Genomic DNA, 15672 nt, shown 5'->3' on the forward strand with positions numbered 1-15672 from the left:
AGGATGCCATCGATGCGGTGGCCGCGGCGCTGGCGGCCTGATCGACAAGAATCGAGAAGGCGGGCTTTTCCCCGCCTTTTGTCCGACCTTGACCACCAAGGAAGCTACGGAGGGAAACGATGCGTTTTGTAAATCCCATCCCTTTCGTGCGTGACATCGATCGGTCTAAGGCGTTTTATCGCGACAGGCTCGGCCTGAAGATAGCCGAGGATTTCGGAAACTTCGTCCGCTTTGAAACTGGCTTTGCAATCCACGACGGGCGGTCGCTTGCCGAGACCGTCTGGGGGACATCGTCGGGCGCGGAAGAATCCTATGGCAGACGAAATCTTCTCCTTTATTTCGAGCATGCGGATGTCGACGCGGCTTTTCAAAATATCGCGCCGCACGTGGAGCTTATCCACCCGCTCCAGCGGCAGACCTGGGGGCAGAAAGTCTTCCGTTTTTACGATCCGGACGGACATGCAATAGAGGTCGGAGAGCCGCTCGGCCCGTCCGCTGAATGACCCGCCGAATGATCGATCAGACATTTAATTGTCGGGCGGAGTATTGTTTATTGGCAGCGGCGAGGCTGGCCAGTCTTATCCCGTCGCGTTCATTTCCTTTGCCGCTTCCTCGTCAAGCTGCGCGGCCCGCTTGAAGGCCGGGCGATCGGTCAGGTGCGCCATGTAGTCGATGAAGGCCGGGCGTTTTTCAATCGTGCCGAATTGCAGGCCCCAGCCGACATGAGCGCCGACATAGACATCCGCGGCGGTAAAGAGATCGCCGGCGATAAAGCGGTTTTCACTGACGGCCCGCTCCAGCGTATTCATCACATCCGCATAGCTGCCGCAGCCGGCCATGCGCAGTTTTTCCTTGGGGACTTCGAAACCCATCGCCTTCATGCTCGCCGCCATTTCCAGCGGGCCCGCGGCGAAGAACATCCAGCGGTAATAGAGCCCGCGCGATTTCGGCGTGGGCGCAAGGTTCGCGCCGGGAAAGGCATCTGCCAGATAGGCGCAGATTGCTGCGGCCTCGGTGACGATGGTATCGCCATGTTTAATGGCGGGTACCTTCGCCATGGGATTGATCAACCGGTAGGCGGGCGATTTCATCGAGGTTTCGAAACCCAGTATCTCGGTTCGGTAGGGTACACCCACTTCTTCAAGCATCCAGCGGGCAATGCGGCCGCGCGACATGGGGTTCGTGTAAAAGATCAGTTCACTCATGCTTTTGCCTCCCCAAGCAAAATCGTCGATGCATCATGGAAACCGGCAGGGATTTCTACCCTGCGCTCCACCTTGTTATGGTCGCAACATCGCTTACGTGTTCCCTGAGATCGCGCCGATGCTCCGATGGATATTTGACTGTGCCGGGTAAGTTAATTGCAAGTAGATGTGGTGTCGCTTGGTCTTGTTGTTCTTTTGATCCCGGCATGCGAAATCGAATTCTGCGCCTAGTACAGGGGCTAATCAAGACAGGTTGAGGAAAAAAACAAATCACACGTTGCGCTGCTCTCGTTTCTATACCAACGCATGGCGGCCATTTGCGATATTATTTCGCTATATGGTTGTTTATGGTGTCTTTATTGAGCTGTTGTTTCATCTATGCCGCGCAAAATAAAAAAACCCGGCGCTGAGGCCGGGTTTTGATGTGTTTGAAAAGCCGGTTTACGCAGCCATCGCCTTCTTGAGGTTTTCGTCGATCTTGTCGAGGAAAGCGGTGGTGGAGAGCCAGGGCTGGTCGGGTCCGATGAGGAGCGCCAGGTCCTTGGTCATGTAGCCGCTTTCGACGGTGTCGACGCAGACGGTTTCGAGCGTCGCTGCGAACTTTGCGAGTTCCGCATTGTCGTCCAGCTTGGCGCGGTGGGCGAGGCCACGGGTCCAGGCGAAGATCGAGGCGATCGAGTTGGTCGAGGTTTCCTGACCCTTCTGGTGCTGACGGTAATGGCGCGTGACCGTGCCGTGTGCAGCTTCGGCTTCGACAGTGCGGCCATCGGGAGACAGAAGAACGGAGGTCATCAGGCCGAGCGAGCCGAAGCCCTGCGCAACCGTGTCGGACTGAACGTCGCCGTCGTAGTTCTTGCAGGCCCAGATGTAGCCGCCGGACCACTTCAGCGCGGAAGCGACCATGTCGTCGATCAGGCGGTGCTCATAGGTGATGCCGATTTCGTCGAACTGCGCCTTGAACTCGGTCTGGTAGACTTCTTCGAAGATATCCTTGAAGCGGCCGTCATAGGCCTTGAGGATGGTGTTCTTCGTGGAGAGGTAGACCGGCCACTTGCGCATCAGGCCATAGTTCATGGAGGCGCGGGCGAATTCGCGGATGGATTCGTCGAGGTTGTACATGGCGAGAGCCACGCCGGCGCTCGGTGCGTCGAAAACGTCCTTCTCGATGACCTGGCCGTCTTCACCGACGAACTTGATGGTCAGCTTGCCCTTGCCGGGGAACTTGAAATCGGTTGCCTTGTACTGGTCACCGAAAGCGTGGCGGCCGACAACGATCGGCTTGGTCCAGCCCGGAACGAGGCGCGGAACGTTCTTGCAGATGATCGGCTCGCGGAAGATGACGCCGCCCAGAATGTTGCGGATGGTGCCGTTCGGGCTCTTCCACATCTGCTTCAGGCCGAATTCTTCGACGCGCTGCTCATCCGGGGTGATGGTGGCGCACTTGATGCCGACGCCGTGCTTCTTGATGGCGTGGGCCGCATCGACCGTGACCTGGTCGTTGGTGGCATCGCGGTTTTCAACCGAGAGATCGTAATATTCGATATCGAGATCGAGGTATGGCAGGATCAGCTTGTCCTTGATGAGCTGCCAGATGATACGGGTCATTTCGTCGCCGTCGAGATCGACGACCGGATTGGCTACCTTGATCTTTGCCATGAATTCCTCACCTTCGAATCTGTGGCGCCTGTTGACGCCAATAGTCGGAAAAATATCCGGTGCGGCTATAGCATTGCACGCGCTTGAGGCAAAGCCATGGGGGGCGCTTTTTTGGCGCAGCGCAATAACGCTTTGCGCATTGCCAAACCATAATGCCGGAATACAGTCAGGCGAATCGCTTCGCCCGTCTCTGGGCCTCTACCGGGATCACACCATGCGGAAAACTCTGCTTCTCACTGCCGCCGTCCTCTTTTCCCACGCCGCCCTCGCAGCCGGACCCGCCGATCCCGTCCAGAAAGTGATGGACATCACCGTCAAGAATTGGTCCGGCGATGCGGAAAACTGGAAATACATATTCGACGAGGACATGCTGACCAGCCTCTTCAGCAAGGAGTTCGTCGCGCAATACCGTGAAGCCTCCAAGAAGCCGGCATACGAGGCCGAAAGCGGCGAGAAGGGCGATCCCTTCGGTTACGATGTCGTGACCAATTCGCAGGACGGTTGCCCGCTGCAGGATGTGTCCGTGACGGCGGGTGCGGTCAAGGATGGCGTGACTGATGTGACGGCCAAATTCAAGCTCTGGGCCTGCATGGACGAAGCTGAGATGAAGGCGACCGTGGACGAGGTGCATTTCGACGTCATCGAGGAGGATGGCCGTCCTGTCATCAGCGACATTCACCGGGTGGGTGACGAAGGCCGGGATTCGCTGCGCGAGGAGATGGCGAATATCATCAAGGGGGAGTGAGGTCGGAGATAGGGGTATTCGCGCAATTGAAAACATCTCCTCCGTTACTCTCGGGCTTGTCCCACAGCTGTCCGGTTTGAATGTCCGGACAAGCTCCGATCTCCTTGAGGTCAGTGGTGAAGGGTGAACATTCCTTCGACGTCATCCTCGGCCCTGCGCCGAGGATCCAACCGCGTCGAAGGACATCATTACGTTGGCAGACCCTCGGGAAAAGTCCGAGGATGACGTCGGATGTGAACTGGCAGCCCTTCATTTACCCGAAAGTCGCCGTTCGCCCGTTCCGACTTTGATTTTAGCGCCGATCTGTGCCAGTGAAGCGCGCTTTACAGTATCGGCGTGAAAGTTGATGCGACGCTTTCAAGAAAACGGACGAACGACGATGGCAGGCACAAACAGCGAGCTTGAACTTGTGGCGGAAGGCCCAGCGATCATTCTGGTCGAACCGCAACTCGGCGAAAATATCGGCATGGTGGCGCGGGCTATGGCGAATTTCGGTCTAGCCGAATTGCGGCTGGTGAAGCCGCGCGATGGCTGGCCGAGCGAGAAGGCGCGGGCCGCAGCTTCCAAGGCCGATCATGTCATTGACGCAACAAAAGTGTTCGAAACGCTGGAAGAGGCGATCAAGGACCTGAATTTTGTTTATGCCACGACCGCGCGCGAGCGTTACGGTTTCAAACCGGTGCGCGCACCTGTTACCGCCGCCGAGACGCTGCGGCAAAAATTCAAGACCGGGGAAAGAACCGGCATCCTGTTCGGGCGCGAGCGCTGGGGCCTCACCAATGAGGAAGTGGCGCTGGCCGACGAGATCGTGACCTTCCCGGTCAATCCCGCTTTTGCGTCGCTGAACATAGCGCAGGCCGTGCTTCTGATGTCCTATGAATGGATGAAGTCGGGCATGGACGATCTGGGCGAGACGCTGTTCCAGTCCGTCGAGCAGCGGCCTTCGACCAAAGAGCAGGTCTTCGGCCTGTTCGAACACATCGAGGAAGCGCTGGATGCGCGCGGTTATTTCCATCCCGCTGAAAAAAAGCCGAAAATGGTCGACAATCTGCGGGCCGTGCTGTCGAGACGCGGCTTTTCCGAACAGGAAATCAGCGTTTTCCGCGGCGTGATCAATTCGCTCGACCGTTTCCCGCGGCAATGGCCGAAAAAGACGGGCAGGGCAGCGGGGCCTACGGCCGAGGGAGCAGGGGAGAATGCTGAAAACGAATGAGGCGGCGGCCGATGTGCTGAAACCGGTGCTGGTATTCGATTCCGGCATTGGCGGACTGACCGTGCTGCGCGAGGCGCGGGTGCTGATGCCCGAGCGTGGCTTCATCTACGTGGCCGACGATGCGGGTTTTCCCTATGGCGGCTGGGAGGAGGAAGCGCTGAGGGCGCGTATTCTCTCTCTGTTCGAGAGGCTGCTTGACGAGTATAGCCCGGAAGTCTGCATCATCGCCTGCAACACCGCCTTTACGTTGGCTGGCGCGGATTTGCGCGCCCGGTTTCCGGACATGACCTTTGTTGGTACCGTGCCCGCGATCAAACCCGCTGCGGAGCGTACCCGCTCGGGTCTCGTTTCCGTGCTGGCAACACCGGGCACCGTCAAGCGCGCCTATACCCGCGATCTCATCCAGTCCTTTGCCAGCCAATGTCATGTCCGTCTTGTGGGGTCGGAAAATCTGGCGCGCATGGCGGAGAGCTGGATCAGGGGAGAGCCGATCGCTGACGACGCCGTGCTTGCTGAAATAGAGCCCTGTTTCATTGAGGATGATGGCAAGCGCACGGATATCGTCGTGCTTGCCTGCACCCATTATCCCTTCATGGCCAATGTTTTTCGCCGCCTGGCCCCCTGGCCGGTCGATTGGCTCGATCCTGCCGAGGCGATTGCGCGGCGTGCGCGCCATCTGGTGCCGCTGCCGCAGGATGCCGAACACCCCGAAGGTTTCGACTTTGCCGCCTTCACGTCAGGCAAGCCGGATTTTGCCACGCGGCGGCTGATGCAGGGATTTGGTCTCAGCGTTTCCGCGCGCTGACTTTGCAGGCCAAAGGCTCTGTTGCATTTTTGCATCGTTTTCTCTGATCTTCTGCAATTCGAGATTGCGGCCTCTTGTCGCATCGGATTTCCTGTGTAAGATGCTCATTGTCTGTAACCGCTATAAATGGAGGCGTGAAATGACCAATGACATGAATATGCGCCTTAACGCCCTGTCTGGCTTTTCCGGCATGGTCTTTAGCGGTTATGTGGTGCGCTGCATCTCTCTCCGATAAGGCTTATAGCCTGATTTCCCAGCCGTTTGGCATTTTCTCTTCGTCTGACATGTGACCTGCGTGTTCGCGTGGCATGATTGCTGCGCCCGTCGTTTCGTCCTGTCGTTTTTCATCGATAAAGGACCTGGCCGCTTAGCTGCGCCGGGATGGATTTCCCATGCAAAATGATCAACCATTGGTAGCATATGCGCTGCCGGATGCCGTCGACCGCCTCTTCGTTACATTCGGCGTCTGGAAAACCCTCAAAGCGGTTCTCATTGCCGCTGTGGTGCCCCGTGCGCCGCCGACCGATCCCGCTGATCTGCCGGAACGTCTTCTGGTGGATATCGGCCTTGAACCATCGCGGGTGAAGCGGCGACGGGAATGGGAAGTCCCTCACTGGGCGCCGCGGTTTTGACGGGGCGGCCTCTCCCGTGCAGACAGGCTTAGGGGTCGTAGCGAATTCTAACCGACGACGGCGAAGAAAATCCTGCAGGGACGTTTTTCGGGTTGTTACAAGAGAGCTGCGCGGTTTGTAAAATCGGCTTGAAGCGAAACATTTTCCGTGGCTTGCTCGACAGATTGGATAAGGGAGACTCATCATGCCACTGGAAAACTGGCTGGCCTTTGTGGCCGCATCCGCCATCATGCTTGCCATCCCGGGACCGACCATCCTGCTGGTCATTTCTTATGCGCTGGGCCATGGCCGCAAGGCGAGTACTGCGACGGTGACAGGGGTGGCGCTGGGCGATTTTACCGCCATGACCGCCTCGATGCTCGGGCTTGGGGCGTTGCTGGCCACATCGGCGGCGCTTTTCACCGGTCTGAAATGGATCGGAGCGGCCTATCTCATCTATCTCGGCATCAAGCTGTGGCGGTCGCCGGTTGGTGATGCGGCCGATGGTTCGAAGGTGACCGGCCGCGAGCGGCCGCTGAAAATCTTCCTGCACGCCTATATCGTCACGGCGCTGAACCCGAAGAGCATCGTGTTTTTCGTGGCCTTCCTGCCGCAGTTTCTGGTGCCGACACTGCCGTTCTGGCCGCAGGTGTTGATTTTCGAAGTGACCTTCCTTGTGCTTGCCACCGTCAATGCGGCCCTTTATGGACTTCTGGCAAGTGCCGCCCGCAACACGATCCGCAAGCCGCGGGTTCAGCGCATCGTCAACCGCACGGGGGGCGGTCTCCTTGTTGGCGCTGGCCTCATTACCTTCGGCTGGAAGAGGGCGGTTGCATCGTAAGGCACCTCTTGATTGCCTGAAATTCGGACATAACAAAATGGCATTGCCGCATATATTCCTCGCCCTGATCACCGTGTTTTTGTGGGGCTTCAACTTCGTCGCCATCAAGATTGGCGTCATGGATATGCCGCCTTTGTTTCTGACGGGCGTGCGCTATCTCTTTGCGGCGGTGCCCCTGGTCTTCTTCTTGCGGAAACCCAATGTGCCGTGGCGGCACATGATCGTATACGGCATGGCCATGGGCTTCGTGCAGTTCGGCCTGCTTTACCCGGCCATCAAGCTCGGCCTGCCTGCGGGGCTTGCTTCGCTCGTCATGCAGTCGCAGGCCTTCTTCACGCTGGCGCTTGCCGTGGTGTTCCTCGGCGAACGGCCATTGCCGTCGCAAATCCTCGGCGCAATCATCGCTTTTGGCGGGCTGGCGGTCATCGGCGTGGAGCGCATGACGGCGGCAGCGCTGGTCCCGCTTCTGATGGGCGTCGGTTCGGCGATTGCCTGGGCCTGCGGAAACATCGTCAATCGCCGCATCGGCCAGGTCAATGCTGTCTCCTTCGTTGCCTGGACCAGCCTTGTGCCTGTTCTACCGCTGATCCTGCTGTCGCTCGTGATGGAGGGACCTCAAGCGATTGCCGCGGGGGTGGTGAATGCCACGCCGACCATGGCGTTCGTTGTGATCTACATGGCCTATGGCGCGACGATAGTCGGCGCTGGTATCTGGAGTTATCTGCTGCTGCGGTATCCGGCTGGAACAGTCGCGCCGTTTTCGCTGCTGGTGCCTGTGGTCGGGTTCATCAGCGCCTATTTCGCCTTTGACGAACACATAACCGTTTTCGAAATCATCGGCGCAGCACTGGTCATTCTTGGGCTGGCGCTCAACGTCTTCGGTCGTCGCATCGGCATTTCACGGTTCTGGGTCAGGTCTCCGCAGGGCTGAGCGTGAATTGCCTGTGCATTATCGGCACGGGTGAGACGCAAGAGCCGATTTTTTGGTAAAGAGCATCTTCGGCCGAGCCTTAGGGAATCGGCCGGATGACATCCAGCACGAGGAATGGAACATTGCAGGTCGGCATCGACATGGGAACTCTATCGGGCGGGCAGCAGGCCAAGCTCGATATTGAAGAATTGCTTGCGACGCGCCTGCTGGTGCAGGGCAATTCCGGTTCCGGCAAGTCGCATCTTCTGCGCCGGCTGTTGGAGCAATCGGCGCCATGGGTGCAGCAGGTCATCATCGATCCCGAAGGTGATTTCGTAACTTTGTCCGATAAATTTGGTCATGTGGTGGTGGATGGCGAACGCACGGAAGCCGAACTCGCCGGCATTGCCAACCGCATTCGACAGCACCGCGTCTCCTGCGTGCTGACGCTGGAAGGGCTTGATATCGAACAGCAGATGCGCGCGGCCGCCGCTTTCCTCAATGGCCTGTTCGATGCCGATCGCGAATTCTGGTATCCTGTGCTTGTGGTGGTGGACGAAGCGCAGATGTTTGCGCCCTCCGTTGCTGGTGAAGTCACGGAAGATGCCCGCAAGGCCTCGCTTGGCGCGATGACCAATCTGATGTGCCGTGGCCGTAAACGTGGTCTTGCCGGCGTCATCGCCACGCAGCGATTGGCCAAGCTTGCCAAGAACGTGGCCGCGGAAGCCTCGAACTTCCTGATGGGCCGCACTTTCCTTGATATCGACATGGCGCGCGCGGCCGATCTGCTCGGCATGGATCGGCGGCAGGCGGAAATGTTTCGCGATCTTCAGCGCGGCAATTTCGTGGCGCTCGGCCCGGCGCTGTCGCGCCGTCCGCTGCCAATCGTCATTGGGTCGGTGGAAACCTCGGCCCGGTCCTCTTCACCGAAGCTGATGCCCCTGCCGGATGCGCCGCAGGACGTCGAAGACCTGATTTTTACGCCGGACCCGGAAGAGTTCACGCACGCTGCCGTGCGCCGCACGCCGCCCTCGCCACGGCCAACCACGGATATTCTCGCAGAGCTCTCCCGTTCCACACCCGCCGCAGTCGGCCCAACACCTGAGCAATCGCCGCGCGCAGGCCAGCCGGAAATGACGCCGGAGGAGCGCGAGGAAAAGATTTCGGCGGTTCTCGTTGAAATTCTCGACGACCCGCAATCGGCCTATCGCACGGACGCGGTCCTCTACCAGGACTTTCTGGTGCGCGCCCGTATGCGCCGCATCCCCGGAACGCCGATGACGCTGGCGGAATTCCGCCGGCAGGTGGCGATTGCGCGCTCCGGCGTGTATGCGGAGATGGCGGCAAGCGAAGGCTGGCAAAAGGCGCTGGAGCTTTCGACCTCGGTTTCCGATGACCTGCAGGGTGTTTTCCTGTTGCTGGTCAAGGCGGCGCTTGGCGAAGAGCCTTGCCCGTCGGATGCCCGGATCGCCCGCGCCTATGGCACCCACTCCGCCCGCCGCGCGCGGCGTCTGCTCGGTTATTTCGAGGAGAAGGAGCTTGTGGTGGTCCATGCCGATTTCTCCGGCAAGCGCATCGTGGCATTTCCCGATCTCGACGCAAAAACCGCACCCGGCGATGCGGATGCCGCTGAGGATGATGCGAGACTGGCGGCTGAGTGAAGTTGCTGCAGGTTTTTCCGCGTCGATATACTTACCCGTCATGCCGGACTTGATCCGGTATCCAGCCACGGTGCGTCTGCGCCGTGAGTAGAGTCTTTTGCGATCAAGGACTTGATCGCGCTGGACCCCGGATCAAGTCCGGGGTGACGGCGTGTATATTATGTGGCGGTGGCAAATTTATCGGTCAGCGGAAACTCTGAAAGAGGTTGAGGAGGCGTTTCCGCCTCCTCGTCACATGTCCTTACTCGATGACCTTCGCTTCTTTCCGCGTCGCAATCAGCGAGCCGATGATGCCGGTTGCGAGGATGGCGACGGTGACGCCGAGCGAGATGGCCGGCGGGATCTTGGCAATGCCGAGCATGTCGGCCACGAAAATCTTCGAACCCACGAAGACCAGAACCGCAGCCAGCGCATATTTCAGATAGGCGAAGCGGTGGATCAGGGCGGCAAGCGCAAAATAGAGGGCGCGCAGGCCGAGGATCGCAAAGATGTTCGAGGTATAGACGATAAACGGATCGGTGGTGATCGCGAAGATCGCCGGGATCGAATCGACGGCAAAGATAAGGTCGGCGATCTCGACCATGATGAGCGCCAGGAAGAGCGGCGTCACGAAGGTCTTCAGTTTTCCGGTCGCCTCATCGGTTTCCTTGACGAAGAATTTCTCGCCATGCAGCCTGTTTGTCACGGGCAGGTGGCTGCGCAGGAATTTCAGGATGCGGTTATTGCCGATATCGTTCTCGTCATGATCGGAGGAGAACAGCATCTTGAGGCCCGTGAAAACGAGGAAGGCCGCGAAGAGATAAAGCACCCAATGGAAGTTTTCGACGATGGCCGCACCGCCGGCGATCATGATGCCGCGCAGGACGATGACGCCGAGGATACCCCAGAGCAGCACGCGGTGCTGATATTGGCGGGGAATGGCGAAGTAGGAGAAGATCATGGCGATGATGAAGATATTGTCCATCGCCAGGCTTTTTTCGACCACGAAGCCGGTGACATATTCCATCGCCGACTGCTGGCCGGACTGATACCAGATCCAGCCGCCAAAGGCCAAGCCGATGACAATATAGAAGCCTGACATCAGCAGGCTTTCACGAACGCCGATTTCCTTGGAGTTTTTATGCAGCACGCCTAGATCGAGCGCGAGCAGGCCAAGAACGAGGGAAATAAAGACAGCCCACATCCAGGTGGGTGTGCCGAGAAAATCCGATAGAAAAAAGTCCATCAGTCAACCTTTAGCCGGACGAGGTTGGCTTTACGGATGGGGAACGTGTGTCAAAAATCTACGTGGGCCCCATCCTTAACAAACTCGACATCACGTGTTGTCCGGTAACACGCCAGAGGGGCCCGAGTTCTGATCACGATGGAGAGATGGGTGGGCACTTTCGCTTTTCAAGAGGAGACCTCAGAAAAAGCGAAAAGCCTTGTTTGACAAAACCGTGAAAGCTCTATAGAAGCCGCCCCAACGCCGGGCAGTGATGTCCGGTGTGTTTTGTTGACTGCCCTGCAGTTTAAGAACTGACGTTCGGCGGTCAATATCACCGACATGTCCCGTGGTTTCTCCATTTGCATGTGAGAAGCCTGTCAGAGGCCCTGAAACGGGCTTCAGAGGAGGGCGTGTTTCCTTAACCGGTCTGGCAACAGGCCGGCATAACCTTTTGCGAAGGAAATACGATGAGCAAGCGCGAATCGGCTAAGTATAAAATTGACCGCCGCATGGGCGAAAACATCTGGGGCCGTCCGAAGTCCCCGGTTAACCGCCGCGAATACGGCCCGGGCCAGCACGGCCAGCGCCGCAAGGGCAAGATGAGCGACTTCGGCACGCAGCTGCGCGCCAAGCAGAAGCTCAAGGGCTACTACGGCGAACTGCGCGAAAAGCAGTTCCGCGCTACCTTCGACGAAGCAAACCGTCGCAAGGGCGATACTTCTGAAAACCTGATCGGCCTGCTCGAGTCGCGTCTGGACGCCATCGTCTACCGCGCAAAGTTCGTTCCGACCGTTTTCGCTTCGCGTCAGTTCATCAACCATGGCCACGTCACGGTTAACGGCGTTCGCGTCAACATCGGTTCCTACCGCTGCAAGCCGGGCGACGTTATCGAAGTTCGTCAGAAGTCCAAGCAGCTCGTCACCGTTCTGGAAGCCGTTCAGCTCGCTGAGCGTGACGTTCCCGACTACATCGAAGTTGACCACAACAAGATGGTTGCGACCTACGCCCGCGTTCCGTCGCTTTCTGACGTTCCTTACCCGGTCGTCATGGAACCGCATCTGGTCGTCGAATTCTACTCGCGTTAATCGACGCGTTTCAGTATTGAGAAAGCCGCCCTTCGGGGCGGCTTTTTTGTTTGCTGGGGAAGGCTTTGCATGCAGGACATTCAGGCGATCGTCGATTCCATCTATGACAGCATGCTGCCGAGACTGGGTGAGGGGAAGGTCGCGGATTACATTCCCGAACTCGCCAAAGTCGATCCCAACCAGTTCGGTATCGCCATCACCACGGTCGATGGAACGACCTATACGGCCGGCGATGCGCTGACACCGTTTTCAATCCAGAGCATTTCCAAGGTCTTCATGCTGACGCTTGCGCTCGGCAAGGCCGGTGAGACGGTCTGGAACCGGGTGGGGCGCGAACCGTCCGGATCGTCGTTCAACTCCATCGTCCAGCTGGAGCACGAGCACGGAATCCCGCGTAATCCCTTCGTGAACGCCGGTGCTATCGTGGTGACGGATATCGTTCTTTCCGGCCACCAGCCGCGTGAGGCGATCGGCGAGCTTCTGCGTTTTGTCCGTTATCTCGCCGATGACGATACGATCAGCATCGACGATACGGTGGCGAAATCGGAGCAGGCGACGGGTTTCCGCAATTTTGCGCTCGCCAATTTCATGCGTTCCTTCGGCAATCTGCATCATCCCGTGGAATATACGCTCGGCGTTTATTTCCATCAGTGCGCGCTATCCATGACCTGCGCGCAGCTGTCGCGGGCTGGCCTCTTCCTTGCCAATCGCGGCCGCAATCCGCTTTCCGGCCATACGGTCGTCTCGGATCGCCGGGCGCGGCGCATCAATGCGCTGATGCTGACCTGTGGTCATTATGACGGATCGGGTGATTTCGCCTATCATGTCGGCCTGCCGGGCAAGAGCGGGGTCGGCGGCGGCATCATGGCCGTGGCGCCGGGCAAGGCGTCGATTGCGGTCTGGTCGCCGGGCCTCAACAAGGTCGGCAATTCGGCGCTCGGGTCACAGGCGCTGGAATTGCTGGCGACGAAAACCGGCTGGTCCGTATTCGGGGCTTGATCTTACCGGCGTATGGGGGCATTGCCTGCATGAAGAACGGCAGTCGTGCCGGAGCGAGCGGATGATGAACATTCTCACCAGGATCGATGACATCGCGGAGAAAGTCGGGGCAGATCAGGAACCGCCGGAAGAGAGCGGTAACTCGCATCCGCTGTTCGACAACGCGCCACGATCGGTCTCGTTCAACAAGCTGCGCAAGCGGCTGCTGCGCAATGTCCGCCAGGCATTTGAAGATTTCGGCATGCTGGAGGGCCAGAAGCGCTGGCTGGTCGGCCTTTCCGGCGGCAAGGACAGCTACGGGCTGCTGGCGCTGCTGCTCGACCTCAAATGGCGCGGCCTGCTGCCCGTTGAACTGATTGCCTGCAATCTCGATCAGGGACAGCCGAACTTCCCAAAGCATGTCCTGCCAGAGTATCTGGCGAAGATCGGCGTTGCCCATCGCATCGAATATCGTGACACCTATTCGGTGGTGAAGGAGAAGGTGCCCTCCGGCGGCACCTATTGTTCGCTCTGTTCGCGGCTGCGGCGCGGCAATCTCTACCGCATCGCGCGGGAGGAGGGCTGTGACGCGCTGCTGCTCGGCCATCACCGTGAGGATATTCTCGAAACCTTCTTCATGAACTTCTTCCATGGCGGCCGTCTGGCGGGCATGCCGGCGAAGCTTCTGAATGATGAGGGCGACCTGATGGTCATGCGGCCGCTTGCCTATTGCGCCGAAGAAGACATGGCGAAATTTGCGGCCGCAATGGAGTTTCCAATCATTCCCTGCGACCTTTGCGGCTCGCAGGACGGGCTTCAGCGCACTGCCATGAAGGAAATGCTGGCGGATATCGAGCGGCGTATGCCGGGCCGCAAGGATGTGATGCTGCGGGCGCTGGCGCATGTGAACCCTTCGCATCTCCTCGATACCAAGCTTTTTGATTTTTCGGCGCTTTCTGTCACGGCGGCGTCATCTGAAGAGCCTAGGGAGGCCCACCCTCCCTTATGAAGAAGTACCCTTCGCGATGACCCTTTCCGATAAAGATATCGATTTCCTCATTTCCACCGTTGCCGCAGCCGGTACGGATGAGATCATGCCCCGCTTCAGGAACCTGAGCGCTGGCGCCATTTCCGAAAAGACATCCGCCGTCGACCTTGTCACCGAGGCCGATATTCTCGCCGAGAAGGTGATGACCGCCGCGCTGCTTCAGCGATTTCCCAAGGCGCATATTGTCGGCGAGGAGACCTATGAGGCTGACCCATCAGTCATTCCCGCCCTTGCCGATGCACCGCTCGCCTTCGTGATCGACCCAATCGATGGCACGTTCAATTATGCTTCCGGTTTTCCCGCCTTTGGCACGTTGCTTGCGGTCACCGTGAAAGGTGAGACGGTTGCGGGCTTCATTCACGATCCCGTCATGGGCGATACAATCGTCGCACTGAAAGGCGAGGGTGCCCATCTTCACCGAAAGAACGGCTCGCAGGCAAAGCTGAAGGTCGCCGATGCTGCCCCGCTCTCCGATATGGTCGGCATTTTCTCGTGGGGCCACAGCCATCCCGATCGCAGGCCGGTGATCGCCGCTAATATGGCGAAGATCAAGATGGCATTGTCGCTCAACTGCTCGGCGCATGAATACTGGCTCGTCTCGGCTGGCAAGCTGCATTTCATCGGCCACGAAAAGCTGATGCCATGGGATCATCTCGCCGGTGTTCTCATTCACCAGGAAGCCGGCGGCTACACGGCGCGATTCGACGCGACGCCCTATCGGCCCGGCCACACCGCCGGCGGCATCCTGTCGGCTCCCGACAAGGAGAGCTGGAAGATGCTGCGCCGGGAAATCGTCGCTTTATAAGACTGACGCTCAGAAGGAAGGATATCGCCCATGGCCATCGAACTCGACATAGCCTCTCTTGCCAATGCACTCCAGGAGGCGGCGGCCGTGGAAATCCTGCCCCGGTTCCGCAATCTCGGCGAGGGCGATGTCAGGATAAAGTCCGAGGCGATCGATCTCGTGACCGAAGCCGACGAGGCCGCCGAGCGGCTGATCCGGGCTCGCGTGCAGGAGATCATGCCCGATGCGCTGTTCGTCGGTGAAGAGGCTGTGGCGGCGGATGCTTCACTGCTCGGCAAGCTGGCCGATGCCGATCTGGCTGTCGTGGTCGATCCCATCGACGGCACCTACAACTTTGCGTCCGGCCTGCCGCTCTTTGGCGTGATGATGAGCGTCATCTCCAAGGGTGAGACCGTTGCCGGTCTGATCTTCGACCCCATGGGCAATGACTGGGCGATTGCCGAAAAGGGCTCCGGCGCATGGCTGTGCAGTGCCGATGGTTCGCAGACGCAAATGTCTGTCGTGCCGGCGCCGGAACTGTCGCAGATGGTCGGCATCGCCAATACCGGCTATTTCGACGTGGAGACACGGCGAAAGATCTTGATGAATCTCGCCGATGTGCGGCTTTTCACCAGCTATCGCTGTGCGGCGCACGAATACCGGCTGTTCTGCGGCGGCCACATGCATTTCCTGATGTATAACAAGCTGATGCCCTGGGATCACCTGGCCGGCACATTGATCTCGCAGGAATCGGGCGCCTATGCCGCTCGCCTCGACGGTTCGCCCTATCTGCCGCGCCACCTGGATGGCGGGCTTTTGCTTGCGCCTGACCAGCAGACATGGGAATTGCTGAGGGAGAAGATTTTCACGGTGTGAGGTGGCCGATTGGGCAGGCCGGCAAGGCTTTCTCGCGTCATGCCGGA

General features: G+C 58.8%; 16 protein-coding genes. 13 read left to right on the top strand and 3 right to left on the bottom strand.

Going from position 1 to position 15672, the window contains the following annotated elements; all coding sequences use genetic code 11:
* Positions 1-119 precede the first annotated feature (119 nt).
* On the top strand, positions 120-503 hold the full coding sequence (locus tag ACUTJJ_RS14130) for a VOC family protein (RefSeq protein ID WP_445542569.1): 384 nt from the start codon (positions 120-122) through the stop codon (positions 501-503).
* 75 nt (positions 504-578) lie between these two features.
* Here ACUTJJ_RS14130 and ACUTJJ_RS14135 read toward each other — a convergent pair whose 3' ends face one another.
* Both ACUTJJ_RS14135 and ACUTJJ_RS14140 read right to left on the bottom strand, forming a co-directional pair.
* On the bottom strand, positions 579-1205 hold the full coding sequence (locus ACUTJJ_RS14135) for a glutathione S-transferase family protein (RefSeq protein WP_209087755.1): 627 nt from the start codon (positions 1203-1205) through the stop codon (positions 579-581).
* 441 nt (positions 1206-1646) lie between these two features.
* On the bottom strand, positions 1647-2861 hold the full coding sequence (locus ACUTJJ_RS14140; RefSeq protein WP_063948674.1) for an NADP-dependent isocitrate dehydrogenase: 1215 nt from the start codon (positions 2859-2861) through the stop codon (positions 1647-1649).
* A 214-nt stretch (positions 2862-3075) separates the two neighbouring features.
* Here ACUTJJ_RS14140 and ACUTJJ_RS14145 point away from each other — a divergent pair, with 214 nt between their 5' ends.
* The 7 genes from ACUTJJ_RS14145 to ACUTJJ_RS14175 all read left to right on the top strand — a co-directional run bounded on the left by ACUTJJ_RS14145 (position 3076) and on the right by ACUTJJ_RS14175 (position 9647).
* On the top strand, positions 3076-3606 hold the full coding sequence (locus ACUTJJ_RS14145; RefSeq protein WP_063948676.1) for a hypothetical protein: 531 nt from the start codon (positions 3076-3078) through the stop codon (positions 3604-3606).
* A 379-nt stretch (positions 3607-3985) separates the two neighbouring features.
* The gene (locus ACUTJJ_RS14150; protein WP_063949091.1) at positions 3986-4819 is read left to right on the top strand and encodes an RNA methyltransferase; all 834 of its coding nucleotides are present in this window, start codon (positions 3986-3988) and stop codon (positions 4817-4819) included.
* Positions 4803-5624, top strand: coding sequence for a glutamate racemase (murI, locus tag ACUTJJ_RS14155; protein ID WP_445542570.1), 822 nt, complete (start codon positions 4803-4805; stop codon positions 5622-5624). Before ACUTJJ_RS14150 ends, murI begins: the two co-directional genes overlap by 17 nt.
* A 392-nt stretch (positions 5625-6016) precedes the next feature.
* Positions 6017-6256 (top strand): hypothetical protein, encoded by a 240-nt coding sequence (locus ACUTJJ_RS14160; protein ID WP_209087761.1) that lies wholly within the window; start codon positions 6017-6019, stop codon positions 6254-6256.
* A 184-nt stretch (positions 6257-6440) separates the two neighbouring features.
* Complete coding sequence (locus ACUTJJ_RS14165) at positions 6441-7076, top strand: LysE family translocator (RefSeq protein ID WP_063948684.1); 636 nt, start codon at positions 6441-6443, stop codon at positions 7074-7076.
* A 37-nt stretch (positions 7077-7113) separates the two neighbouring features.
* The gene (locus tag ACUTJJ_RS14170; RefSeq protein ID WP_445542571.1) at positions 7114-8007 is read left to right on the top strand and encodes an EamA family transporter; all 894 of its coding nucleotides are present in this window, start codon (positions 7114-7116) and stop codon (positions 8005-8007) included.
* A gap of 95 nt (positions 8008-8102) precedes the next feature.
* Positions 8103-9647 (top strand): helicase HerA domain-containing protein, encoded by a 1545-nt coding sequence (locus ACUTJJ_RS14175; protein WP_445542572.1) that lies wholly within the window; start codon positions 8103-8105, stop codon positions 9645-9647.
* 241 nt (positions 9648-9888) lie between these two features.
* Here ACUTJJ_RS14175 and ACUTJJ_RS14180 read toward each other — a convergent pair whose 3' ends face one another.
* Positions 9889-10872, bottom strand: coding sequence for a TerC family protein (locus tag ACUTJJ_RS14180; protein ID WP_445542573.1), 984 nt, complete (start codon positions 10870-10872; stop codon positions 9889-9891).
* 449 nt (positions 10873-11321) lie between these two features.
* On the opposite strand from ACUTJJ_RS14180, the gene rpsD reads away from it, so the two are divergent.
* From rpsD to ACUTJJ_RS14205, 5 genes are all read left to right on the top strand, one after another.
* Positions 11322-11939, top strand: coding sequence for a 30S ribosomal protein S4 (gene rpsD / locus ACUTJJ_RS14185; RefSeq protein ID WP_004442465.1), 618 nt, complete (start codon positions 11322-11324; stop codon positions 11937-11939).
* A 69-nt stretch (positions 11940-12008) separates the two neighbouring features.
* Positions 12009-12938, top strand: a complete 930-nt coding sequence (locus ACUTJJ_RS14190; protein ID WP_445542574.1) for a glutaminase — start codon at positions 12009-12011, stop codon at positions 12936-12938.
* A 61-nt stretch (positions 12939-12999) separates the two neighbouring features.
* The gene (ttcA, locus tag ACUTJJ_RS14195) at positions 13000-13926 is read left to right on the top strand and encodes a tRNA 2-thiocytidine(32) synthetase TtcA (RefSeq protein ID WP_445542575.1); all 927 of its coding nucleotides are present in this window, start codon (positions 13000-13002) and stop codon (positions 13924-13926) included.
* Between the two features lie 16 nt (positions 13927-13942).
* On the top strand, positions 13943-14770 hold the full coding sequence (locus tag ACUTJJ_RS14200) for an inositol monophosphatase family protein (protein ID WP_445542576.1): 828 nt from the start codon (positions 13943-13945) through the stop codon (positions 14768-14770).
* Positions 14771-14800: 30 nt separating this feature from the next.
* Positions 14801-15625 (top strand): inositol monophosphatase family protein, encoded by an 825-nt coding sequence (locus ACUTJJ_RS14205; RefSeq protein WP_144573956.1) that lies wholly within the window; start codon positions 14801-14803, stop codon positions 15623-15625.
* The last annotated feature ends 47 nt before the right edge of the window (positions 15626-15672 follow it).

The sequence above is a fragment of the Agrobacterium sp. DKPNP3 genome (genome assembly GCF_052686535.1).

Bases quoted from the DNA above. Each gene is read 5' to 3' on its own strand.
- ACUTJJ_RS14130 (WP_445542569.1), top strand. From the start codon at position 120: ATGCGTTTTGTAAATCCCATCCCTTTCGTGCGTGACATCGATCGGTCT.
- ACUTJJ_RS14135 (WP_209087755.1), bottom strand. From the start codon at position 1,205: ATGAGTGAACTGATCTTTTACACGAACCCCATGTCGCGCGGCCGCATT.
- ACUTJJ_RS14140 (WP_063948674.1), bottom strand. From the start codon at position 2,861: ATGGCAAAGATCAAGGTAGCCAATCCGGTCGTCGATCTCGACGGCGAC.
- ACUTJJ_RS14145 (WP_063948676.1), top strand. From the start codon at position 3,076: ATGCGGAAAACTCTGCTTCTCACTGCCGCCGTCCTCTTTTCCCACGCC.
- ACUTJJ_RS14150 (WP_063949091.1), top strand. From the start codon at position 3,986: ATGGCAGGCACAAACAGCGAGCTTGAACTTGTGGCGGAAGGCCCAGCG.
- murI (WP_445542570.1), top strand. From the start codon at position 4,803: ATGCTGAAAACGAATGAGGCGGCGGCCGATGTGCTGAAACCGGTGCTG.
- ACUTJJ_RS14160 (WP_209087761.1), top strand. From the start codon at position 6,017: ATGCAAAATGATCAACCATTGGTAGCATATGCGCTGCCGGATGCCGTC.
- ACUTJJ_RS14165 (WP_063948684.1), top strand. From the start codon at position 6,441: ATGCCACTGGAAAACTGGCTGGCCTTTGTGGCCGCATCCGCCATCATG.
- ACUTJJ_RS14170 (WP_445542571.1), top strand. From the start codon at position 7,114: ATGGCATTGCCGCATATATTCCTCGCCCTGATCACCGTGTTTTTGTGG.
- ACUTJJ_RS14175 (WP_445542572.1), top strand. From the start codon at position 8,103: ATGACATCCAGCACGAGGAATGGAACATTGCAGGTCGGCATCGACATG.
- ACUTJJ_RS14180 (WP_445542573.1), bottom strand. From the start codon at position 10,872: ATGGACTTTTTTCTATCGGATTTTCTCGGCACACCCACCTGGATGTGG.
- rpsD (WP_004442465.1), top strand. From the start codon at position 11,322: ATGAGCAAGCGCGAATCGGCTAAGTATAAAATTGACCGCCGCATGGGC.
- ACUTJJ_RS14190 (WP_445542574.1), top strand. From the start codon at position 12,009: ATGCAGGACATTCAGGCGATCGTCGATTCCATCTATGACAGCATGCTG.
- ttcA (WP_445542575.1), top strand. From the start codon at position 13,000: ATGATGAACATTCTCACCAGGATCGATGACATCGCGGAGAAAGTCGGG.
- ACUTJJ_RS14200 (WP_445542576.1), top strand. From the start codon at position 13,943: ATGACCCTTTCCGATAAAGATATCGATTTCCTCATTTCCACCGTTGCC.
- ACUTJJ_RS14205 (WP_144573956.1), top strand. From the start codon at position 14,801: ATGGCCATCGAACTCGACATAGCCTCTCTTGCCAATGCACTCCAGGAG.